We start from the raw sequence: 24,051 nt of genomic DNA on the forward strand, positions 1-24,051 counted from the left end.
TGCTACTCTCCTTTCAGGACTTTAGCGGGTTCAATATGAATAGCCCGGCGGGTGGGAACAATTGCCGCCACTGCGGCCACTAACAGTGACAATATCAATGTCAGCGGCAATACCGGCGCGCGCAAAGCAATTGCCGCGCTAAATACGGTCTGCCCCAATATTTGTGCCAGTAGATAGCCTAGCAAAGCGCCACAAACGGCGGCCGCCAGCGAAATAATCAACGTTTCGGTCAGCATCTGACGAATAATATCGCCACCACTGGCTCCCAACGCTTTTTGCAAAGCAAACTCTTTCGAACGTTCTCCCACTATCGCCATTAACGTGGTGTTGACGCACAGAGATGACAGTATAAGGATAACCACACAGACCAATCCCATTAGCCCTTTTATCTTATCGAGAACCTGCCCTTCGGAGGCTGAAACCTTGCGAATTGGCCTAATTTCAAGATCTGGATATTGCTCACGAAGATGGCTGGCAAAGGTTTCAACCTGCCCTACATCATTGCTGACACTCAATAATGCATTACTGATGTGGCCCGGTTGATTGAGCCATTTTTGCGCCAATTCCAAATTGACGATCAACATATTATCCGTGGCATCCCCCGCTTCTACGATGCCTTTAACTTGCAAACGCTGGCGCTCACCACCATTCACCAGTGTGAGAGTATCCCCGACCTTGACGTGCAAGCGTTCAGCAAGTTTGACGCCAATCATGGCATTGCGATCATCAAAACTGACGCCAATCCAGTTCCCCGTCACTTGCCAATAAGGTACCAACTGCTGCAAAGATTCAAACCACACCCCCATCAGCACGACTTTTTCCAGCTCAGTCCTCGCCATCCCATAAATATAGGGGCTTGAGGCATTGATAAGCCCTTTCGGCGCAGCATCAATAATGGGTTGAAATCGCTCTTGTTTAAACGCATTGCCGTGCCCTGGGCCAATATAAAAATTCGCACCGAATGTGCGCAATTCCTGACTCATTTTGGCGTTAATATCGAAATAAACCGCTGACATTGCGGTGACAATTGCTGCGCCGACAGTCAATGCTGCAAACACAACACTGACTCGCTGCATGCGTAAACGCAATGCACGCAAGACTAAGCGCCAGAACATGCCATCAAGACCTTTATGCTGAGTTACCGGATGATTAACGGCCATAGAGCACCTCCACCGGGTAAAGACGAGCAATTCGACGGGCAGGGAACCACGTCCCAATCACCGCAATCAAAACAGAAATAACCAGCACGCAAGGCACAACCATCCAGGCGAAACTTAGCGGTGCGCCAAACAACATCAAGCCAATCGTTTTTGCCAATCCCCACCCGGCCAAACACCCGGCTAACCCACCAATTAGACCGCTGATTGCCGCTTCAAGATAAAACAACATCAAGATCTGCCACTGCCGGGCTCCCAAGGCTTTCATTAAACCAATCTCTTTCGCCCGCTCCATAATGGTACTGGTCATTAGTGACGCAATCCCCATCGCCGCTGCAATCAAGGCGGCCAATGTCACCACCGCTAGCAATAGCTGTATTTTTTCAATCACCAGCCCTTCTGATGCAGCAACTTGCCAAATAGGACGGACCACTGAACCCGATATTGCCTCTTCTAATTGATGGGCAATGGAAGAAACATAGGCCGTGCAATACCACAGGTCATATTCTTCCGCATTGAGAGCTTCAAGATTTTCACGCGCTTTGCGTGATAATTCGTTTTCCGGCACCGTCAGGGCCGAGACTCTTATCGCCTGAATTTTCCCCGGTAGCCCAAGTAGTGACTGCACCGCCGCCAGCGGTAACACCAGCCGACCTTCCTCTTCACCACCACTGCTTAGCACGCCACTTATCTTCACTTTCAACGGGCCAGAAGCACCGCTAAGGCTCAGTTCATCACCAACTTTCCAGCCTGTTTGTTGGGCTAATTGCTTGCCTAATAAGGCCTCTACCTCAGTGGCGCCTGGTTTGACAGGCTCTTGTGGCCAACTACCATTGACCTGCCAATAAGGGCTAATGATTTGCTGCCCCGTGTGATAATCCTCTTCATCCGGCACATCGACGGGCTGATTAAAATAAGTCCCTAATAGTGGGATATTCTGGCCATTGACCTCAGTTTCACCACTCAGTAACGGGGCAAAACCCACAATATTATTACGCCAGAAAATGTCTTTAATATTGGGTAACTCAGCTTGATCCAGAAAATCCTGCCCCGTTAGCGGATTACTCTTCTCACCAAACAGTGATGGCAATACCACCTGACCTGCTGGCTCAATCAGGATATTTGCGCCATAGGACTTCAACTCACGTGACATTTTATCGCCAATATCTATAGAGACCGCTAACAGTGAAGAAATGAGCCCTGCGGCCAAAAACACCGTAAATACGGCCAGCGACTTACGCCGGACATTTCTAAACCAAGACTGCTTGAGCATACGCCACAGCATAATTACGGGTTCTCCTGCGAATCACTGTCTTCAGCACTGATAACCGGGGTGACAAATTGCTCTGGATGTTCGCGGAAGCGGTTGTAATTCACCTCGGATGAGAAGAAATAGGTTTTATCTCCATAGCTATATTTGTACTCGGCCTTTTGGTTAGTCAGGTGAGTTTTATCAACGGGATCAATTACATCCAAGGTCACCATTGTCGTGAAATAGTTCACACCCGCCTCAAGCGAAGCTTTCGGGATAACCAACTCTTTATCATCACTTTTCCAATCTTCCAGCGGGATCGGATTACATCCCCCCGCTTTGCCGATTGAGGGAATGAAAATATGCACTGCGCAGGCAACACAAATAACTTGATTACCTTCCATCACATAGCCCTGATCGCCACATAATAAACAGGCGTCAAAGACCACGCTAAGGCGCAAACGGTCTGGATAGCGATTGATGATAAAGAAACGAACGGCTTTACCATCATCAGCAACCCAGACGAATCGGTGCAATTTACCATCCCGAACTTGTTCGACAGGAATATGAACTAAACCATCTGCAGCTAGCGTGACGGGTAAAGCTTGAGATAATTGAGGGGGTTGAGAGGCAACTTTATCCCAGTAAAGTTGGGCACCGGCGACCACTACCCATGCCAGCAAGGAGAAAATGAAGATTCTGCGCACGTTACGGTAATCCGCTAATGCTTTGCGGTGAGCTATAGGTTCCGAATTTTCACGCACCACTTTACCGGCATGGCGCAGCGGAATTAAATAACACAGTGTCGTTACCGCCAATAGCAGTGCGCAGAGGTAATTCAACCAGGCATGCCCATTGGTGACTAATGCAACATAACTAAGTAAGGATTTAGTTAACGGTAAGACCTGCAACTTCATTAATAATAGAATGGCATCGCCGCTAAGCGGCAAAATTAATAATAATGTTAACAGCACTAACAGTGGCCAGCGGCCATGCGATAACTGCTTAACCATCATCAACAGCAATACCGCACAGAAAACGACCCAAGTGAATGCCACCACAACGGCCGCCAGATTGAGTAGCAAATCCGTGTTGATAACATGGGTATTAGTAAAAGCGCCCAGATTTGGGTTATTCCCCCAATTAAATGCGGCCCCCAATACCAACAAGACCTGCCAGCAATAACCTAATGAACGGCGAGGGGATAATTGACTTAATAAAAATACTAACAACCCGAGGAGTTGAATGCCTACCAGAACTAACTGCAATTGCTGCGATTTGGGGTAATAGGCTCCGGCCCACATCCCCATAACAACCATGAGTATTGTTATCCATACGAGCCTATTTAGTGCAGGCGCGGGCCTGGCTGCCCAACTTAACCCCAGTAACAACGCCACAGGTAAAAAAGCTTGTAATACGGAGACAAAAAAGTAACTCATTAGCACACCTTGGAGGAATCACAACACCTGCCAGTTATCACTGCTCAACTTTATACCCGTCATACTTCAAGCTGCATGTACATTGGCTGCCTTCGTTCATCCCTGAAACTTACTTGTGTAAGCTTCTGCGGATTAATGAGCCTCAAAGAAACTCATCCTGCGGGCGAGCATGAATGCTGTACAAACCGGTCTTCGGCCGATTTGTCACTTAAGTTGCCGCCTTCCTGTACGCCAATAATTTAGGGCGTAGGAAACTGATAACACCGACTCACTGACTATTTAGCATGAAGAAAAACCGCGATAACTGCTGCTGCCATCGCGGCTGTTGTTATCAATTCAGGCCGGTATATTTAAAGTCGTAGCTCACATCAAAGGGTTTCCACCAGCGACCAACACCAGTTTCGCTGTCGGTATGGCGATGCAAACCCGCTTTGGATGGCTCACTGATATGATAAGTAACTTTGTAGTTGCCTACGCCCATCATTTTGATGTTAGCGCCATAATGTGGGCCATCACTGGCAACCATTGGCATGAATGTGCCTTCTTGCTTAGCGCCAGTGTCTGTATTCACCAAGGTATATGCAATAGTCAGGTATGGCATCCATTCGCCAGCACCAAAACCATTTTTATTGCCTTCGGTCGCATGAATATCAGCTTCCAGATGGATATCCGCTTTCGCTGCTGGCAGCCCCATGCCACGAGGTTCCATATCAATCGGTTGTAAGTAAACTGCGGCTATTTCCATATCATTAATTTTGATAGGTTCGCCCGCTGGGTACTCTTTAAAGGCAAAGGCAGCAGGTGCTGCAAAAATGCTGGCAATGATGCTGCTGGCAATAATCGTTTTCTTCATAGTCATGTAGCACACCCTCAGGTATCAAATGATAAGTACATTTCGTTATTCACACCGGCATTATGCCGGGCCACTAAACTGAGATATTACGAAGCCGAAATATTGTTACTCTGAATATTATTACTCTGAAATAGTACGACCGCGCCGTTGCATTACCCACAAAGCAACCAGTGCAGCAATCAGCAATATCCCTTGAGGAATCAATGTTTCCAGATATGGGTAAATTCCCAACCAACTGATTTCGGGCACACCCGGCAACAGTGTTGGCTCAAACAATTTGCCTTCGATTAACTCAAGAACACTCTTCCCGGCAAATACAAATGCCATCAGATACATAAAGCCACCGGTAAACATAAAGAACGGTTTGAGCGGTAACTTGACGACGGTAAAGCGCATGACCAAATAAGCCACCAGCAAGATGACACAACCCACGCCAAACCCGGCCAAAATCGACAAGTGACCACTGGTAGTGCTGGCATCGCCCATCAGGGCCAAATAGAACAGGACGGTCTCAGCCCCTTCGCGGTAAACCGCAAGGAAACTGGTCAGCCATAGCCCTATCATTGAACCGCTACTAAGTGACTTAGAGAACTTCCCTTCCAGATAAGCTTTCCATTGGCGTGCTTCCGTTTTGGATAGCAACCAATAGCTCATGGAGAACAACATCACCACCGCGATCATCATGGTGAAACCTTCCAGTAATTCACGGCTTTGCCCTGAATTTGCAAATAGCCACTGGAAGACAAAGGCAGTTAACACACTGGCGATTAAGGCGACGACGACAGATTGACGAATCAATGGCAATTTGTCTTGATGATTATTCTTGACCAGATATGCAACAATCGCAGCCACAATTAGCAATGCTTCCAGGCCTTCACGGACAATAATAAGCAAGCTGTAGATGAACAAACTCCAATCCGTTTCATCCCCACCCCCGAGCATCTCAACCGCACTGGACAGATCTTTTTGCAACGCCGCGGCTTCTGCTTGTAACTGTTCAATCGGCTGGCCCGCTTTCATCAAACTGACCAATCGCGTGAAATGACCTTCTAATGTTGATTTAAACGCTGCATCCCGCGAGCCAACTTTGTTCTCCATACCGCTGGCTTCGAATAAATCAAAATAGGTATCCTGCACAGCCATCATTGCTGGTGTCGTTTGCCCTTTCTGGTACTGACCGATGGCATCGGTCATTGCCTGATTTATCTTGCCGCTAACAGCAGCCCAATCAGCATTTGCTTGACCATCGGGATCGGTGGTTGATACAGAAGTTTGCCCTGCGGCAGATTGGCCGGCGGTAACTTGTTGCTGTTCGCGAGTCGTCGGCAAACCCGGTAGTGTATCTTCAATGGTTTGAAGTAGCCCGGTGACACGATAGGCAACTTCAGTTATTTGATCAGGTTTGCGGGTTAAATCGATGAGGGCAGTAAATTGCTGATTAATCGCAGCGGCTTGTTGTGCGGAACGATTCCCACGCACCGACATCTCCATCTCAGAGTTTTTAAACCCCTGATAATGCGCCTGTTGCACACTTTGGCTGGCGGCCTCAAATTTGCCATTCTGATATTCACTGATAGCCTGCGCCAATAGGTCATCAATGATTTTGAAACTCTGCTGCCAATAGACCGCAATGTCATTATTTTCATAGGCTGCATGTTGCTGTTCGGCGGTGAGTTTATGGCCACCCGTCAATACCGGCAGCACCGCGGTCAGCTCGCCTTTAAGCCAGTTAATTTTGTTATCAACTTCAGCTTGTGGCTTCCCCTCACCTATCATGCGCCGGATTTCGCCAAAGGCCGCTTCCATTTGATAACTTTTCTGAGCCGAAATATTGATACGAATCGGCCCTTCGAGATTTTCAAAAACTTCAAAATATGCCATTTGTACCGTGGTACGGGCTTCGTCATTATTATGCTGTTGGTACAACTGAGAGGTTTTGTCGAGACGGGATTGGATATCATTGACCCACTGCTGGTAATCTGGGCTTGCCCAGGCCAACGCACTGGATAGCAACCAACAGCAGCCAAGCAAGATAAATTTGTGCCAAATTCGCATAATAAGTAACGCACATGAAGTTGATAATGAGATTCATTGACATTAACACTAAACAAGAGAAATGTGTCTTGATCCTCATCAAAAAATATTTAGTCTTTTGAATTATTGTTTAAAAATGCGGAGCATCCCGCAATATCAGTACGAATGACGGCCACAGATAAGGCGATTTAATAATGAAAAACACTCAAGCGGAATATGAAAATCTTCGTGCCACGGTCGGTGATAATGGTTTAATAACACTGATATCGATTGGCCATGAATCGACAACAGTCGTTGCTGACAACGCTGATAAAAAGTTTACTGAACAGCAACTTACCGTTGGCTCGAATAATATTGCTTTGCGCTATTTTAAACATACCCCTCCCACAGCTGATGAGATGGAAAATACCATCATGGCGGTTGAAGATGAAGTCATCCGAATCAGCCCGGCCGTGAATAAAACCTCACAATTGATTACTACCGATGGCGATATTGCTGAGCTGGCACAACTTGCGGGTTTGCCCATGCAAGCAGAAATACGGATGTCACTCGAATCTGTTGAGCGGATGTTTGACAGGTTGGCGGCAGTCATAATGGGAAGGCCAGCAGCATCTGAAGGGATTCCCGAAAACAATGATTTTGCTGCACGTTTGCTGATTTTACGCGAATTTATGCACCATTTGCAGTTTTCTTCGATCATCGTGCGAGTATAGACTCAATACGTTGCCCAAGCGCCTTAACGGATAAATGACCTTGGATCTCGGGCTTGCACAAAAACACTGACGATGTAGCCGCAGAATAATAAGGCAGTTAATTAATATGTTGAATAGGTAAATAAAAAACTGACAGTGGCTGTATTAGCAACACACTGTCAGTCTATTTTTACTGCCGGTTATTCCATCTAATCAGCGAGTTATTTACTGGTTTTTTTTACCAGATTATCCGCAGGCAATTCCCCTGGAAGATAATTAGGTAAACGACCCGCAGGGAAGATAGCTAGCAGTGATAATAACGCCATAATCAATAAGCCGAATTTCAGTGAGCGAAGACGAGCTTCCTCATTGACTCGCACAGCTTCAGCAACCTGTTCAGGTGTCGCCGTGGTTTGCGCCAACACTCCTTGCAGGCGGTCATTGCTCACGAAGTTGATACTGTCCATATTCACTTGCGCCTGAATTTCGGGCGTCAAGATCGGGGTTTCAGCCACACCGCGCATGACGTTGGCGCTGAGTAAACCAACCAGCAAAGCACCCGCAACGGCAGTACCAATGGCGTTCGCCAGGTTGTTAGTCGTGCCACGCAATGAGCCGACATCCCCGGCCAACTCTTTCGGTGAGGCGCTGACCAATACGTTGAACAGTAAAGTCACCAAAGCCCCCTGAGCAAGGCCAAATACCACCAGACCAAACAGTACCGCGAACTCACTCCAGTTATTGCGCACGACAAAAGCCAGCCACAACAATGCAATAGTGCAAGTGATGAAACCATAACGACCAATCTTACGCGGTGTCAGTTTTTTGTAGAAACGGACAATCAGCATTGCTGAGAAGAATACCGACAAGTTAAATGGCATCATGGCAATTGCCGTCGCCATCGGCGTACTGCCCTGCACTATCTGGATATACAACGGAACCGAGAAGTTCAACATAGCTTCCAGCGCGACCACCGCAAACATGGCAAATACCGCGGCTTTCTCAGTGGGTGAGCTAAGGACTTCTAATGCCAACAACGGGGTTTTACCTTGTTCTTGACGACGGCGAGTCCAAACCACAAATGCTTGCCCGAGCACAATACCCAAGACAATCATAAAGGGCGCAGGAGAAAAGCCCAGTAGACTAAATGGCGCACCTTCACGAACCAGACCGAAGCCCCAGCGGTTGAGGTTATTAAAGCCAAACGACAACAAAATAATCGCCGATGCAGCCAGAACCACACCAAATACATCAATGCCCACTTCCGGGCGGCCCTGGTCGGATTTCAGACGGAAACTCAATACAAAGATGATTGCGGATAACACAATCAATATCCCGAACGCCGGACGCCAGCCAATGTAAGTTCCCAGTACACCACCAATCATGAATGCCGCCACACCGGCACCAGCACGAGCAGAACCTAACGCCCCCAGCGCCGTGGCCTGTTGTGTACCCCGATAGTTTTCAGCAATCAATGCGACTAATGCGGGCACCAAGGCGGCACCGGCCAGGCCACTTAATGCCTGCGCGCTGATCATGACTGTAACATTCGGGCTGAATGTCATCATTACCTGCGCGATACCGAACAACAGAACAGTACTGCGAAATACCACCAATGGCCCGAAGCGCTGGTTGAGTTTGGCACCCAACATAACGAAACCGGCAACTGACAGTGAATACATGACGATCGCAGTTGCAATCGTGGTCGGTGGCACATTAAAACTTTTCACCATCCCACCCAATGCAACTGGCAGGGAGGCAACGTTAAATGACATCAGAATCTGGGCCAGCGCGATAGTTATCATCGGCACCCATGACTCTTTAATTTCCGCGCCCGCGCGGTGAGCTGATTGATTCGCCATAAATTTTTCTATCCTTTTGAAAAACAATATTGTTTTAAACTCAATCCGGTGTCACAACACACTTTGTTGCTCAATAACCGGTTTTTGAGCTTTACCTGACTCTCATGGCTCAACTCTTTTCGGTGTAAGGCTCAGAAACAAACATGTCCATCCCAAGACTACGTGATAAGAACCGGGCAGCCAGTTGCCCTTTGACACTGTTACCTGCGCTATCCAACAATGGTGCGAAAGTCCCCAACCCCCCTTTTCCTGGTGACACTGTCACAATACCGCCACCAATACCGCTTTTCCCAGGAAGACCAATGTCATAAAGCCAGTCCCCAGAGGTTTCGTACAATCCTGCGGTTACCATTACCGCTAACGCGTAATGACAAACATCATTGTCGACAACCCGCTCGCGCGTCAGTGGATTAACGCCACCGTCAGCTAATGTCGCGCCCATCACGGCTAAATCTCGGGCACTGACATTCAACGAACATTGGCGCGTATATAAATCGGTAGCAATGAGAGGGTCACATCCCAGGCGGCCATAGCCTTCCAACACATTGGCAATGCCACGGTTGCGGAAATTTGTTTCACATGCAGATTGATACACTTCTTCATTCAAAGTCAGTTCGCGCCCGGCAAAACGACACAAACCGTCATAAATTAATTTCCACTGCTCATCACTGCTCGCCCCCGGTACCAAGCTAGTTGTGGCAATAGCGCCAGAGTTCACCATCGGGTTAGTTCGCCCATCCGCAGCTCGCTCAATAGCAGTCACCGAGTTAAATGCCATTCCTGTGCTGTTCACACCCAGTTTTTCACGGGCAACTTTCGCGCCGATGGCCTGACAGACCAGAGCAAAAACAAAAGGTTTGGAGACACTCATGATGGTAAATTCATAATCCACATCGCCGGCTGAATGCACTTTGCCGTTAGTGCCGACCATGCAAACACCAAAGAGATTGGGAGGAATGCGTTCTAATGCAGGATAAACGGTAGAAACCACACCTTCGTTATCCGTACCAAACCGTTTGTGGGCTTCTTGCACCAATTTAACAACAGTATCAGGGTCCGGCAGATGGCCGGTGGATACGTAGTCGATAATTCCATTTTTGCTATCATCTGTAGGCATATAGTTATCTCCCGTTTGCCTCTGTTTATATTTCTGTCTTTCTTCTGCCTCTGGGGCTTATTTTAAGTGCAGAAATTTTTATACGTTTTAATTTATATGAAATATTAATAATGATGAATCGCGTCTTTGATACTTGGCTTTATCAATTAATCATGAAATTCTTAGAGTAAGATATCCTAGGTTAAGAAAGCTGTATATCAGTTGTTTTAAATAACTTGATGATGTTTTCCCAAAGGAAAAACATCAAGACTGTTGCGATATCATGATAATAAAGACAAGAAGGGAGAGTTTATATGGATGGCACCGAATGACAAACAGCAGATAAGCATGTCCACTGGCATTAATTCGAAATAATAGGCGTTAATTATCGATAAAAAGTCCGTTAATAAATGTCATGCAATGTATTGCGACACTAAAAACTGGCCAACATATTAATACTTATGGTTGATAGGGCCTTATCCAATCCAACCCCGCCAGAGTGCCCGCACGGGGGTGATATTCACAACCAATCCAGCCGTTGTAGTTAACCTCATCAAGCAAGCCAAATAAGTACGAATAATTAATTTCACCTTCATCAGGCTCATGACGATTCGGTACAGATGCTATCTGAATATGCCCATAACGCCCTGCGAACTCGGTAATTAAATGGCTAAGATTGCCATCCACTATTTGCGCATGGAATAGATCCAATTGCAGAAATACGTTGGGGCGTTCAATGAGGTTAACCAGATCTAAAGCTTCATACTGACTCGAGAACAGGTAATTAGATTTTATCTTCGGATTTAATGCTTCAATCATGACATTAATATTATGTTCAGCAAAACGGCCGGCAGCATAACGAATATTGTCGACAAATACCTGCTGATACTTTTTCCTGTCAGCCCCTTCGGGAATCACCCCCGCCATGACATGAATAGAGGGGCACGCCAGCGCCAGCGCATATTCCAAAGCCAAATCAATATCACTGCGAGCATCTTTTTCGCGCCCCGGCAAAGCGGCCAGCCCCCACTCGCCACCATGGATATTGCCAGGAGACGTATTAAACAGCACCTGTTGTAAACTTTGTTCTTTTAATTTTTCCGCCAACTGCGCGGCAGGATAATCATAGGGAAATAAAAATTCCACCGCGCGGAACCCTGCATCTTTCGCGGCTTTAAAACGGTCAAGAAAAGGGACTTCTGTAAACATCATGGATAAATTAGCCGCAAATTTAGGCATCATTAGCTCCTCAATTCAGCGATTTCGTCACTGGTCAGATAACGAATTGGTCGGTCGCCCAGTGTAAATATCAAGCGCGCAGTTTCCTCTAGCTCTTCCATATTGTCAGCCGCTTCCCGCAAGCTTTTCCCGACCACTACAGGGCCATGATTTGCCAACAAAAAAGCACGATACTGCGGAGCCAACTTTGCCAAAGCCTCGCCGAGCCGACTGTCTCCGGGGCGGTAATACGGCACGACAGGAACATCACCGACCCTCATCACCACGTAGGGCGTAAAAGGCTTAATGGCATTGTGGCAATCCAGACCTTGCAGACACGAAAGTGCGGTTAAATAAAGGCAATGCAAGTGCACGATAGCTTCACATGCAGGGTTATTAAGATAAATGGCGCGGTGGAAACTGATCTCTTTTGAGGGTTTATCGCCAGAGATCCATTCACCATCCAAACTGACTTTTGATAACCGCTGTGCATTCAGCTCACCTAAACAAGAGCCAGTCGGTGTTGCTAATAATGTACCGTCGGCCAGTTTCATTGACAGATTTCCGGCGGAACCGGTGGCGTAGCCTCGTTGAAAAAAGGAAGCCCCCAACTTGACCATATCTTCCCGCGCCTGCTGCTCATTCATACTGCGAACTCCGTTTGTGCTCTGGCAAAAAAGTTTTCATCACCAAAATTACCCGACTTCAACGCCAATGAAATTGGGTGATCGGTAGATTTTACCCAAGGCACCCCGGGTGAGATGGCCGGCCCAATATGAAAAGCCTGGATACCCAATGATTGCGCGACGATACCGGACGTTTCCCCCCCCGCGACAATGAATCGTTGGACACCCTGCTGTTGTAAGCGGCGTGCCAACGCCCCGAACAGGTGTTCAACCGCCTCACTCGCGACTGTCGCCCCCCACTGCTGCTGGATTTTTTGCAGCACCTCAGGTTCAGAAGTGGCATACAGCAACGGAGCCAATGGCCCTGAAATATTCTCCATAACCCAGATGCACAATGCTTTAGCATAGGATTCAGGTTCCTTCAGACAGTGGGCAACATCAATTGACTGACTAGGTGCTTGCTGAATATATCGAGCAACCTGCTGATTAGTCATCGTCGAACAAGAACCCGACAACACGACACATAACTTGCCCTGCGGGGTTCCGGCTAATGTCGCTAATGATTGATGTTTAACGCCTTTCATCCATTGGCGAGCCAATCCTATTGCCAAGCCAGAGCCCCCCGTCACCAACACCATATCGCGAACGGCCTCTGCTTGTGTCAATAAGTGGGCCTCACTTAAGGTATCCAGAACCACATAACGTACGCCTTCCTCTTTCAACATGCGCAACTGCGATTTCACGGCGTCAACACCTTGATCCATCACTGTATTGTTGATCAATCCGCTATGACCACGGGCCTGAGCATTCATCAGACGCAATAGATTACTGTCGGTCATCGGCGTCACCGGATGATGGCGCATCCCTGACTCGGATAATAATTGCCCCATAACAAATAAGTATCCCTGATATACCGTACGGCCATTCACGGGCAGCGCGGGGCAAATAATGGTTTGTTGCTGATTGAGGGCATCCATTAATGCATCAGTTACCGGGCCAATATTGCCTTGCGCAGTGCTATCAAACGTCGAACAATACTTAAAATAGAATTGTTGGCAACCCTGAGCTTGCAACCACGCCAACGCCGACAGAGAATCGGCCACTGCTGCCTTTGCGGGGCAAGAGCGCGATTTTAAGCTGATCACGACCGCATCTGCTGATACCTGATAATCAGCTTCAGGTACGCCGTTAATTTGCACGGTCGACATGCCATTTTCTACCAAAAAGCTGGCAATATCCGTGGCGCCGGTGAAATCATCCGCAATGACCCCTAATCGCATCCGACACACTCCTGTTTTTCTATCAAGCCGGCCCCAATGACACATACTGATGGTTTTTTTGCATGAGCCATACAGCCTCCGTGTTAATTTTGGTGATATTTTGATTTATTATGTTAATAGTAGCCCGACGCCCGCCGCATTATCGTGAATTAAATCACAATAATTAACATCATAAAATCATAAATCACATGAATTAACATCAATAATGACTCAGACTTTCACATCATAATGAACAAAATGAATAAATTAGTGATTGTTTGCGTTAAAAAATGAGAAATATTTTCTCACTGCTGACGTATAATCACATTAATTACCATTGCCCGTGAACCAACAAACTGAAAAGGAGTGAACGTGATACCGGTTGAACGCCACCAACAAATACTGGCACTGGTTGCCGAACGCGGCGTCGTCAGCATTACTGAATTGACTGAACGTTTAGGCGTATCGCACATGACTATTCGTCGCGACGTGCAAAAACTGGAAGAACAAGGGGCAGTGTTATCCGTTTCCGGCGGGGTACGTTCAACTGAGCGGCTGGCAGCAGAGCCTTCGCACCAAGATAAAACCCAAATGTACAGCAGCCAGAAAAATGCCATTGGTATGGCGGCGGCGCTGCATATTCCGCGCAATAGCTGTATTTATCTTGATGCGGGCACAACGACACTGGCGTTGGCACGACAGTTGGAGGCCAGGGATGATTTACTCGTGGTCACAAATGACTTCGTCATTGCTAATTTTTTGATTGAATCCTGCCAATGTAAAATGATCCACTCCGGCGGCACATTGTGTCGTGAAAACCGTTCTTGTGTCGGCGATGCAGCGGCCCGCTCACTGCGAAACTTATCTATCGATATCGCCTTTATCTCAGCATCGTGTTGGGGGCCACGTGGTATCTCGACCCCGGACGAAGATAAAGTCGTAGTAAAACGCGCAGTCAGAGAGGTTAGCAGTAAACGAGTGCTGCTGGCTGATGCATCAAAATATGGCAAAATAGCCACCTATTTGGCCTTGCCTCTCACTGACTTTGATGTCGTTATCACGGACACCAATTTGTCGGCTACGGCCTATGAAGAGCTGACCACTAAAGAGATTGAGTTAATCATCGCCCCTCCCCCGCATCAACCCGATTAATCACCAAACGACCTATATCCCCCCCTTTTAATGAAAAAAGAAATCATAGAAAGGGGAAATTTGATAACTATATAAATCGTTATGTAGCTAAAGTAATCCTAAGTCTTAGCACCCTAATAAATAAACAGCGTAAACTACAGGGTAATTTCGCTTACCTACATTTTTGTTGGTAACTATTGCTACAACACCCATTTCATCAATCTAGACGTCTGAGGATCCCCAGGCCGGTGTTTCTGGAGCATGACATGAATAATGCAACAACGGCTGGAAAGCAAAAAGTGCCGTTACGACTCAGTACATCTATTACCCTGATGGTCTCTGCGGTGATTGTTTCTGTACTATTGGTGGTTCACACACTGTTCTTCGTTCAGCTCAGTCAGATGGCTCAAGAGGGTCTGCAAAATAAAGCGGTTGCCGTCGCTCGGGCCTTATCTTTTTCGCCGACCATAATCAACGGACTTACTGATCCTAACGCCGGACGACAAATTCAGGCTTATACCCGCGAAGTTCAGAAGGCCAATGACCTGCTATTCATAGTTGTGACTGATATGAAAGGCATCCGTTATTCGCATCCAAATGCTGAGATGATCGGTCAACATTTTATCGGCAATGATTTACAACCGGCGCTAGAAGGTAAAGAAAATAGCGCGATAAACCGAGGCGTGCTGGAAAGAGCAGTACGTATTTTTATTCCGGTTTATGAGACTCATGGCAAACAAATCGGCGTTGTTGCCATTGGGATTTCGCTAACCAGTATTGATTCTGTTGTAAGTGAGACTCGTTGGACTATCCCCTGGACCATATTATTTGGTGCCCTCATTGGCTCACTCGGCACTTGGTTTTTAGTCAAAGCACTGAAAAGAATTATGTTAGGTTTCGAACCCTACGAGATATCTAACCTGTTTGAACAGCGAAACGCCATGCTGCAATCGATTAAAGAAGGCGTCATCGCCGTTGATGCGGACTCCCGTATTACCGTGGTCAATCATGAAGCGAAGCGTTTATTTAAGCAAAGTGGCCCAATGGAGAATTTATTACTCAGCAACGCCAGCAAATATTGGCCTGTGCGTTTGTATTTACAACAGGTATTGGAAACCGGAATTGCCCGTCGTGATGAAGAGATAAACTTTAACGGCAGTATATTGCTCACCAACACGGTTCCTGTCGTGGTGAAAGGCGATATTATCGGTGCAATTGCGACGTTTCGCGATAAAACTGAAGTCAGCCAATTAATGCAACGCCTGACGGGTATGGTGCATTATGCTGATGCATTGCGAGCACAATCGCACGAATTTATGAATAAACTCCATGTAATTCTGGGTTTATTGCATATGAAGTATTACCAGCAACTCGAAGACTATATTGTTAAGACATCGAATAATTATCAGGCGGAAATTGGCTCCCTGCTGCGCAAAGTAAAATCGCCGGTCATTGCCGGTTTTCTACTGGGAAAAATCAACCGCGCGCGCGATTTGGGAATCACATTATCCATCAGTGACGACAGCCTGTTACCGGATACCGATAATGAGCAAGTCACGACAACTCTCATTACTGTTTTGGGTAATCTGATTGAAAATGCGATGGAAGCTATTGGTAGCCAGTCTCAACGGGAGATCAATGTCAGCTTCCATTACCAAAATGGCCGAGTACATTGTGTTGTCAGTGATGATGGCCCGGGTATTGCCGCGGAACTACAAGATCGTATTTTTGATAATGGTTTTTCCACCAAAGGAAATGAACACGGCATCGGCTTAAGCCTGGTTCGACAAAGTTTAGAAAATATCGGCGGTCATATTGAGTTCGATTCTGAAGCCGGTATTTTTACACAATTCTTTATTAGCCTTCCCTACGACATGACCTCCAGTGACAATTTTTCAAACAACATCAGCGCGGTAAATCATGATTAATGTATTAATAGTGGATGATGATGCAATGGTAGCTGAGCTGAACAAGTGTTATCTGAGCCAGGTAGCCGGTTTCAACTGCTGCGGTTCAGTATCCAGTTTGCAGCAGGCCCGAGAGCATTTAATGGCAGCGGAGCACCCTATAGACTTAGTTTTATTGGATGTTTTCATGCGCCAAGATAATGGATTAGACTTATTGCCAGTCTTACGCGAATTCAGTGAACACACTGATGTCATTGTTATTTCTTCCGCCACAGATGTGAATACCATCAAAAAAGCGCTGCAATACGGCGTTGTTGATTACTTAATTAAGCCATTCCAATTTTCACGTTTTGAAGAAGCACTTTCGACTTATCGCGAAAAACAAAGTTTGCTGGGACAACGTGAATATTGCGCTCAAGAAGATGTTGATTCCTTATTACGCCGCAGTAATGCCACACCGGTTGAGCGGAAAAAACTCCCTAAAGGATTAACCGCACAAACCCTGCGTACTGTATGTGAATGGATTCAAGAAGTGCAAGATGGGGAGTTCTCGACGGAGCAGATGGCAAATGCTATTGGAATTTCACGAGTTTCTTGCCGCAAGTATTTAATTTATCTATCTGACACTGAAGTTCTGAGTACTAAGGTTCTGTATGGTGCGACGGGGCGTCCGGTTTACCTTTATAAACTGTTACCCAGCCAGCAGGAGGTCTTAAAACAATATTGCCAATAGCACTCGCGCCGAACACAACTCAATTCCCAATAACAAACGGCATCTCTTATCGGATGCCGTTTGTTATATCATGACGACAAAACCTTTATTTACATAATCCAACCCAATAGTAATGTGGCACCGATAACAGTGGATGCCCCGCCAATTCGGGTGGCTATCTGGGCAAAAGGCATTAGTGACATCCGGTTAGACGCAGATAAAATAGCGACATCGCCCGTCCCACCTAACCCACTATGACAACTGGTCACGATGGAAGCTTCCACAGGGTACATATTGAGATAAGGGGCGATAATGAAACTGACCGCGGCCATTGACAACACAACTGCTCCGCACACCACGACGTATCCTACAGAGAACACCGCAACAACACTTTCTAACGGAACATACAGCATTCCCAGACCAATCATCAGGGGCCACACCAATGTTGTAGAGACAAATTTATACCAACTGTGAGCGCCCTGTTCCATTTTTGACGGAATAACTTGCGCGTATTTACACATCACGGCGATCAAAATCATCAGTACCGGGCCGGGAATATGCACAATTTTCTCAAACAAGCCCCCCACAATAAAGAAAGCGCAGGTCATCAATAACCCACCGCCCATCAACTGAAAATCAGCTTGTTTTGGCCCTTCTTGCGAAGTAAATATCGCATTGTCTTGAGCCGAGCGAATTAGCATCCCCTCACCATTCAGATCCTTGCGGCGCATACCAATTCGGGCTAATACTCCGGCACAAATAATGGCAAAAATGTTGCCCACAACCGCTGCGGGAGCCAGTTGGGCCACATAAACATCGGGAGCCTGCCCCAGAATTGCCGAGTATGCCAATGATAACGGCAAGATACCTTCACCAATACCCCCACCGATAATTGGCACAATAATAAAGAAGAAAGTGTGATAAAGGGTAAAACCGAATAACTTACCCACCAGCAAGCCGGTAGCAACCGCAGTTATCGTTCCGACGACTAGCGGGACAAACATACGCGTCATACCCTGAATGAGCACCACACGATTCATACCAAGAATGCTGCCGACGACCAGACTGGCGATGACAAAATAGAGTAAGTTCGCCTCCTTCATCAGCAAATGAACTGTATCCAGGGTATTCGTTTGGAAAATACCGAAGTACACCAACACCGATGGCACCATAAGACACAAAATAGCCGGGCCACCAATATCTTTCAGTACCGGTATATGGCGGCCAATATGGGATAACACAAAACCCATCGTCATAATTACCGCCAAACCACCAATCATATTTTTCGGTAAATAACTGGCATAAGACGAAATAAACACAATGGCCGAAATGGTCATAAATAAAGCCATCGGCATCGTGTTTATATTCATTTGATTTATGTGCGTAATTAACTTTCTGATGGAAAACTTATCCGTCATGTCGATATCTTCAGCGGGAGTAAGAGTGATTTCTTGATTTGTTTTTTTCATTTTAGACCTACTGTTGGGTAGTACCTAAGGAACGAGAAGTAACGTATTGAATGTTATGGCTGTTAAAATAATTTAATATCTTTGCCGATATTCTTCAGAAAACCATCGACTAACCTGTCACTTAATAATTACCAATTAATATCAATAATAAGAAATAGGGAGTAACCCTGTAAATATACAGTATCAATGTAGCACTGCCTTTTAAATAAGAGAATAACCCGCATGGATATACTTATTGCATTTGCGAGCATATCGACAGGTTTATTTTAATTAACTTAACTCGGAGTTTTGTAATTAAATAATCTAAAGAGACTCAACTTTCTCTGTTATGCTTTTTAGTTGATAAAGAGAAAAATATTATTCTGGTGCAAACATTCACCTCCAACCTCCGTGTCTCACACAGATGATACAGTCACCTTAGGATAGCCCGCCAGCAGGTGCTTAGCCGCTATCATCACTGACCACCAAACCCACGACGACTCACCATGCTCTATAAATCTGGGAGTGATGTATTAGTGCCTAATTTATAGCCATGTAAATATCATTATAAACAATGCATTTTATGCGTAAAAATAAATAATAACTCTGCTAAAAAATCCATCTAAAATAAATCACCCCCCTTCCATTAAGACGAACTGCAGTTTCATACAAAAATGACAGCAATACAAAATAAAACAAATCGAAAAAATGTGATTATAAATAATATACAAAACAATTTGATGGCTAAAAAACAAACTCGCCATATTCTCCTATGGAACAGTTAGTTACGAGTTGCTCTAAAAACAACCAATAGCCATGACAAATGTATAAATATAGGAACATATGGTGTGGTTATATATTAACCTAAGGCATTCAATTACTGATATTGCTAATACCGCAAAAAAAAATAATTTATAAGTGAATATTTTTTTGCCTCATCACGACAGAAACGATAGCATGCCCTCCCATAATTCAAGAGCAGTGATAAACACATAACAAGCGAAGGCGCTAAGACGCTATTTATGCATTAACCTTTAGCAATCGGTTGCAGTAATATATTCACAATGATTGCATAACAGACAGGAATATAGGGAATATCTATCATGTCAGGAAAGCACTCTGTAGAAACCCATCAGGCCGCGAGAAAACGCTGGTTAGACTCTCATGATACTGGCTATGAAAAAAGTATGGGCCGGCGTCATATACAGATGATAGCAATTGGCGGGTCTATCGGTACTGGTTTATTTTTGGGCACTGGTGCTCGTTTGCAAATGGCAGGCCCAGCATTAGCTTTGGCTTATTTGGCTTGCGGGATTTTCTCCTTTTTCATTCTCAGAGCCCTCGGTGAACTGATCTTACACCGCCCCTCCAGCGGCAGCTTTGTTTCGTATGCTCGTGAATTTCTTGGCGAAAAAGCATCCTACGTTGCCGGATGGATGTATTTTCTGAACTGGGCAATGACTGGGATCGTCGACATCACGGCGGTTGCTCTCTATATGCACTACTGGGGTACTTTCTCTGATGTCCCCCAATGGTTATTCGCGTTAGGCGCACTTTCAATTGTCGCTACCATGAATATGATTGGCGTGAAGTGGTTTGCAGAAATGGAGTTCTGGTTCGCCTTGATAAAAGTCGCCGCCATATCTATATTCCTGGTGGTGGGTGTGGTCTTTCTTGGCACCGGTCAAAGTGTGGGCGGGCACCCGTCTGGCATGCATCTCATTACTGATAATGGCGGATTCTTCCCACACGGGCTGCTCCCTGCATTAATATTAATCCAAGGGGTAATATTCGCTTTTGCAGGTATCGAATTGATTGGTACTGCGGCCGGTGAATGTAAAGACCCAGAAAAAATGCTCCCTAAAGCCATCAACAGTGTGATCTTACGTATTGGCTTGTTTTATGTCGGCTCAGTCGTTTTGTTGGTGTGCTTGCTACCGTGGAGTGCCTATCAAGCGGGTCAAAGCCCTTTCGTCACATTCTTCAGTAACTTAGGTGTTCCTTATATTGGAACGATCATGAATATTGTGGTGTTATCTGCCGCGCTTTCCAGCCTTAACTCTGGCCTATATTCAACCGGCCGTATCCTGCGTTCGCTATCAATGGGGGGGTCTGCGCCGAAATTCATGTCGAAAATGAGTCCTCAATCAGTTCCTTATGCCGGAATACTAGTGACTGTGGGTATCTATGTTTTCGGTGTCGTGCTCAATTATCTGGTTCCATCGCAGGTATTTGAAATTGTGTTGAATATTGCGTCATTAGGGATTATTAGCTCGTGGGCATTCATCATTGTGTGTCAGATGAAGCTACGTCAGGCAATAAAAAATGGAACGGCTAAACCCGTGTCCTTCAAAATGCCCGGAGCTCCTGTCACATCCTGGTTAACGCTGCTTTTCCTGGCCGGTGTATTAGTGATGATGGCGTTCGATTACCCAAATGGCACCTGGACTATTGCAACTTTACCTATCATCGCCATATTACTGGTTATTGGCTGGTTTAGCTTACGAAAACGCGCCCTTGAGGTTGCCGCCGCGCCCGTAGAGACTTTGATTAAGGAAAGTGATGAGAAAAAAGTGCAATCCACTGAATTACATGAACAAAAATCCGTAGGCTAAATATAAGTATGCAGTATGCAGTCCGCAGGTTGATAACTCGGCCTCCGGACTGTATTTAATACAAGCAATACTAGAGTTCATATCGAGCATCTATTGAAAAGTAAAATGTAAACTGTCGTTTGATTTCGCGCTATTGAACACAATCAAACCACTAGAGTTTGCTCAGAAGAAAATCGCGCAAAACAACCGCCTGATTGTGTTGTGCATCGCGACTGCCATATAACAAAGTAATTGGATGCTGTGTCAACACCTCCAGCAAAGGCTCCCAAGCCGTTGAGTTATTGAGTTGGGCCTGATACCGTTTGACAAATTCTGCCCAATCCAAATGCTGATGAAACCATTGCCGTAAAGCATTATCCGGCGCAACCTCCTTTAACCATACAACCCCCTCCAGCCGCGCCTTACTGATGCCGCGGGGCCACAAGCGGTCCACCAGAAAAGTGTTGGCCTCATAGGGCGGCTGGACATCATAGACCCGTTGCAATGCAATCTTCTTTATACTCACAGCAATCTCCTTTCGCCCTTTCCAACAGTCCAATTACTTTGAAAATAATGGGTGGCTTTGTCTTTATAATCGGGGTGTTCTCTCACCGAGATAATCTTTATCATGACTTTGTTCCCGGCACACTGATCAAGGCGGTAATTCTTTTGAGTAGATGATAATGAAGGCTCGCGGCTAAACACCGGAATAAGTGCAGTTCTCTTTGCGAAATATTGACTCTTTCACTTATAGCAGTCACTTGCCTATCATTTACCATGAGTCGCGTTAGCGTTCGATTTTGCCAACATCAGGGTTTTAGCCGACCATAGATTTTATAACCCGCATATTGTGGGCGTGACCCTCAATATGCGGCATTATTCCTATTTTTGATAGAGATCCCAGCGATTGCCATAGATATCCTCGAACACAACGACCATTCCATAATCTTCTTTGCGGGGCTCCTCGCAGAAAGTCACTCCTTTCGACTTCATTAATTCATAGTCACGCCAGAAGTTATCCGTCTCCAGGAAAAGGAATACCCGACCACCGCACTGATTGCCGATAAATGTAGCTTGGTGTTCATTGGATGAACGGGCTAACAATAAACGGCATTCACTATCTTCACGCGGCGAAACCGACACCCAACGCTTGCCGGGTTGCGGCTCATCTTCTCTCAGAACGAAACCCAGTTTTTCTGTATAATATTCAATCGCTCTATCGTATTCATCAACCACAATAGCAATATACCCCATCCCTCTTTTTTTACTTGTCATACCTTATTCCTATCCATCACCCGTTAACATATGTCAGACACCCTAATATAACTCGCCTGGTCGTATCTGTTCTGCGCCCTACAAGATTAGCGCCGCAACAACAAATGGTAAATAACACCTTATGCAATATCTCTACACCAGTAATGACTTATTGGAGGTTTAATCACTGCCTCACACTGCACTGTCCATGATAATTATTTATTCATAAATACGAACATGTTATATTTCTTCCAGTTAAATTATTGGTGAATAAAAATGACCACAGTGACGATTAATACAACCAGACAGATGAAGAAAAAAAACATCATGCTGGTAACTCGCACATTAAAATCATTAGTATCTGCAACCAAAGGCGATATATCCGACCAAACTGGGTTAAGTTTGGCTACCTGTGGTACAATCCTGAATGAATTGTGTGCTCAAGGAGAGGTTATTGAAGAATCTCTCGATGAATCCCGCGGTGGTCGGCCAGCAAAACGTTATATATATAATTCCAATTACTTTAGTATATTAAGTGTTTATGCCGAAGGCACTAATGACACAGGTATTATCTCATCTTCACTGGCCTCTGCTGACGGTAAAATCATTGAGGAATATAACGAAAATTATAATAATTTTACTGCGGATATGTTAATTAGCCACATACAAGAGATAGTAGAAGAACATCATAATATCAAAGCACTAGGTCTTGGCTTACCGGGTGTTGTCGTTGATGGGAAAGTCTTAACCTGCGATATTACCAACCTTGAAGGGCTGGACATCACTGAACAGCTAAATAGACAGTTTGGTATCTTTGTCCAAGTCGGTAATGATATGAATTACACTGCATTTGGCTTTTATCGGAATAATTGCCGTGATATAAAGGATCCCATTGCTTATATTTTCATGCCCCCAAGACAGTGTGCTGGCTGTGGTATCGTTATTTCTGGGGAGATGCTACGTGGTGCGAGCCAATTTGCGGGTGAAGTTTCAAAGCTACCTTTCTACGATAATTTAACCGCCGAAACAAATTCTTATTTTAACCCCGAGATTGAAAAACTGATTCATATTACTTCATCTTTAATCGCGATTATTAACCCCATTACCATAGCAATATCAGGAAATGAAATCACTCAGACATGTATTGATGAGTTATCCATTGAGTTATTAAAAAAGTTTGACAGCAAACACCTCCCTCACTTTGTATATCGCGACTCAATAAAATCTGATTATCATAATGGCATATCAGAATATACTCTCGACGCCTACAATAATTTTAGAGTCTTTAACAGCTAACCCTCACCTAATCCACTATGGTGGAAATCCCACCTTGACATAAAAATCTCACATCAATATTGGCCTCTTCCCCCCGATCCCATCCCCAGTGACAAGCATTTCGCCCAACACGAATGTCCTTGACATCTTGAGTAGCATCATTATATTTTACGACTTAATACAAGTCTTTTATAAAGTAATTTAACCTTGATTACGAACTTAATTTCGCCACAATTCACCAG

The 24,051-nt window shown here is 45.5% G+C and carries 19 protein-coding genes; 6 read left to right on the plus strand and 13 right to left on the minus strand.

The window, feature by feature from the left end; genetic code table 11:
- Positions 1 to 2: 2 nt before the first annotated feature.
- The 5 genes from F0T03_RS12290 to F0T03_RS12310 all read right to left on the minus strand — a co-directional run bounded on the left by F0T03_RS12290 (position 3) and on the right by F0T03_RS12310 (position 6,756).
- Complete coding sequence (locus tag F0T03_RS12290) at positions 3 to 1,115, minus strand: ABC transporter permease (protein WP_181952402.1); 1,113 nt, start codon at positions 1,113 to 1,115, stop codon at positions 3 to 5.
- Between the two features lie 34 nt (positions 1,116 to 1,149).
- Positions 1,150 to 2,442: an ABC transporter permease gene (locus F0T03_RS12295; protein ID WP_145555129.1), complete on the minus strand. Its 1,293-nt coding sequence runs from the start codon at positions 2,440 to 2,442 to the stop codon at positions 1,150 to 1,152.
- Positions 2,443 to 2,444: 2 nt separating this feature from the next.
- Positions 2,445 to 3,848 (minus strand): Fe-S-containing protein, encoded by a 1,404-nt coding sequence (locus F0T03_RS12300; protein WP_145555130.1) that lies wholly within the window; start codon positions 3,846 to 3,848, stop codon positions 2,445 to 2,447.
- 331 nt (positions 3,849 to 4,179) lie between these two features.
- Positions 4,180 to 4,707, minus strand: a complete 528-nt coding sequence (locus F0T03_RS12305) for an iron transporter (protein WP_004390794.1) — start codon at positions 4,705 to 4,707, stop codon at positions 4,180 to 4,182.
- A gap of 114 nt (positions 4,708 to 4,821) precedes the next feature.
- Positions 4,822 to 6,756, minus strand: a complete 1,935-nt coding sequence (locus F0T03_RS12310) for an FTR1 family iron permease (RefSeq protein ID WP_159678632.1) — start codon at positions 6,754 to 6,756, stop codon at positions 4,822 to 4,824.
- 173 nt (positions 6,757 to 6,929) lie between these two features.
- Between F0T03_RS12310 and F0T03_RS12315 the strand changes: the two genes are divergently transcribed.
- A complete protein-coding gene (locus F0T03_RS12315) occupies positions 6,930 to 7,448 on the plus strand; it encodes a hypothetical protein (protein ID WP_159678634.1) in 519 nt (172 codons plus the stop codon).
- 200 nt (positions 7,449 to 7,648) lie between these two features.
- On the opposite strand, the gene F0T03_RS12320 is transcribed toward F0T03_RS12315, so the two are convergent.
- The 5 genes from F0T03_RS12320 to otnK form a co-directional block, all read right to left on the minus strand.
- Positions 7,649 to 9,289, minus strand: coding sequence for an MFS transporter (locus tag F0T03_RS12320; RefSeq protein WP_145555133.1), 1,641 nt, complete (start codon positions 9,287 to 9,289; stop codon positions 7,649 to 7,651).
- 109 nt (positions 9,290 to 9,398) lie between these two features.
- Positions 9,399 to 10,406, minus strand: coding sequence for a glutaminase A (gene glsA / locus F0T03_RS12325; RefSeq protein ID WP_159678636.1), 1,008 nt, complete (start codon positions 10,404 to 10,406; stop codon positions 9,399 to 9,401).
- Between the two features lie 438 nt (positions 10,407 to 10,844).
- Positions 10,845 to 11,624 carry an HPr family phosphocarrier protein gene (locus tag F0T03_RS12330; protein ID WP_159680847.1) on the minus strand — a complete coding sequence of 260 codons (780 nt, stop codon included), beginning with the start codon at positions 11,622 to 11,624 and terminating at the stop codon, positions 10,845 to 10,847.
- 2 nt (positions 11,625 to 11,626) lie between these two features.
- Positions 11,627 to 12,250: a 3-oxo-tetronate 4-phosphate decarboxylase gene (gene otnC, locus F0T03_RS12335; protein ID WP_145555135.1), complete on the minus strand. Its 624-nt coding sequence runs from the start codon at positions 12,248 to 12,250 to the stop codon at positions 11,627 to 11,629.
- The gene (gene otnK / locus F0T03_RS12340) at positions 12,247 to 13,509 is read right to left on the minus strand and encodes a 3-oxo-tetronate kinase (RefSeq protein ID WP_162526941.1); all 1,263 of its coding nucleotides are present in this window, start codon (positions 13,507 to 13,509) and stop codon (positions 12,247 to 12,249) included. The genes otnC and otnK overlap by 4 nt, the downstream gene beginning before the upstream one ends.
- Before the next feature lie 351 nt (positions 13,510 to 13,860).
- Between otnK and ygbI the strand changes: the two genes are divergently transcribed.
- From ygbI to dcuR, 3 genes are all read left to right on the plus strand, one after another.
- A complete protein-coding gene (gene ygbI, locus F0T03_RS12345; RefSeq protein ID WP_159678640.1) occupies positions 13,861 to 14,640 on the plus strand; it encodes a DNA-binding transcriptional repressor YgbI in 780 nt (259 codons plus the stop codon).
- Between the two features lie 245 nt (positions 14,641 to 14,885).
- A complete protein-coding gene (locus F0T03_RS12350) occupies positions 14,886 to 16,547 on the plus strand; it encodes a sensor histidine kinase (RefSeq protein ID WP_159678642.1) in 1,662 nt (553 codons plus the stop codon).
- The gene (gene dcuR / locus F0T03_RS12355; RefSeq protein WP_145555139.1) at positions 16,540 to 17,259 is read left to right on the plus strand and encodes a two-component system response regulator DcuR; all 720 of its coding nucleotides are present in this window, start codon (positions 16,540 to 16,542) and stop codon (positions 17,257 to 17,259) included. The genes F0T03_RS12350 and dcuR overlap by 8 nt, the downstream gene beginning before the upstream one ends.
- An 89-nt stretch (positions 17,260 to 17,348) precedes the next feature.
- Here the strand turns inward: dcuR and F0T03_RS12360 are convergent, their stop codons facing one another.
- Positions 17,349 to 18,707, minus strand: coding sequence for a 2-hydroxycarboxylate transporter family protein (locus tag F0T03_RS12360; protein ID WP_145555140.1), 1,359 nt, complete (start codon positions 18,705 to 18,707; stop codon positions 17,349 to 17,351).
- 1,079 nt (positions 18,708 to 19,786) lie between these two features.
- Here F0T03_RS12360 and ansP point away from each other — a divergent pair.
- Positions 19,787 to 21,301, plus strand: coding sequence for an L-asparagine permease (ansP, locus tag F0T03_RS12365; RefSeq protein ID WP_208787121.1), 1,515 nt, complete (start codon positions 19,787 to 19,789; stop codon positions 21,299 to 21,301).
- Between the two features lie 151 nt (positions 21,302 to 21,452).
- Here the strand turns inward: ansP and F0T03_RS12370 are convergent, their stop codons facing one another.
- Together F0T03_RS12370 and F0T03_RS12375 are read right to left on the minus strand one after the other, a co-directional pair.
- Positions 21,453 to 21,806: a DUF488 domain-containing protein gene (locus tag F0T03_RS12370; protein WP_159678646.1), complete on the minus strand. Its 354-nt coding sequence runs from the start codon at positions 21,804 to 21,806 to the stop codon at positions 21,453 to 21,455.
- A gap of 356 nt (positions 21,807 to 22,162) precedes the next feature.
- Positions 22,163 to 22,555 carry a VOC family protein gene (locus F0T03_RS12375; protein ID WP_208787075.1) on the minus strand — a complete coding sequence of 131 codons (393 nt, stop codon included), beginning with the start codon at positions 22,553 to 22,555 and terminating at the stop codon, positions 22,163 to 22,165.
- 255 nt (positions 22,556 to 22,810) lie between these two features.
- On the opposite strand from F0T03_RS12375, the gene F0T03_RS12380 reads away from it, so the two are divergent.
- Positions 22,811 to 23,830 (plus strand): ROK family protein, encoded by a 1,020-nt coding sequence (locus F0T03_RS12380; RefSeq protein ID WP_162526942.1) that lies wholly within the window; start codon positions 22,811 to 22,813, stop codon positions 23,828 to 23,830.
- The last annotated feature ends 221 nt before the right edge of the window (positions 23,831 to 24,051 follow it).

It is taken from the genome of Yersinia canariae, assembly GCF_009831415.1.
GTDB lineage: Bacteria > Pseudomonadota > Gammaproteobacteria > Enterobacterales > Enterobacteriaceae > Yersinia > Yersinia canariae.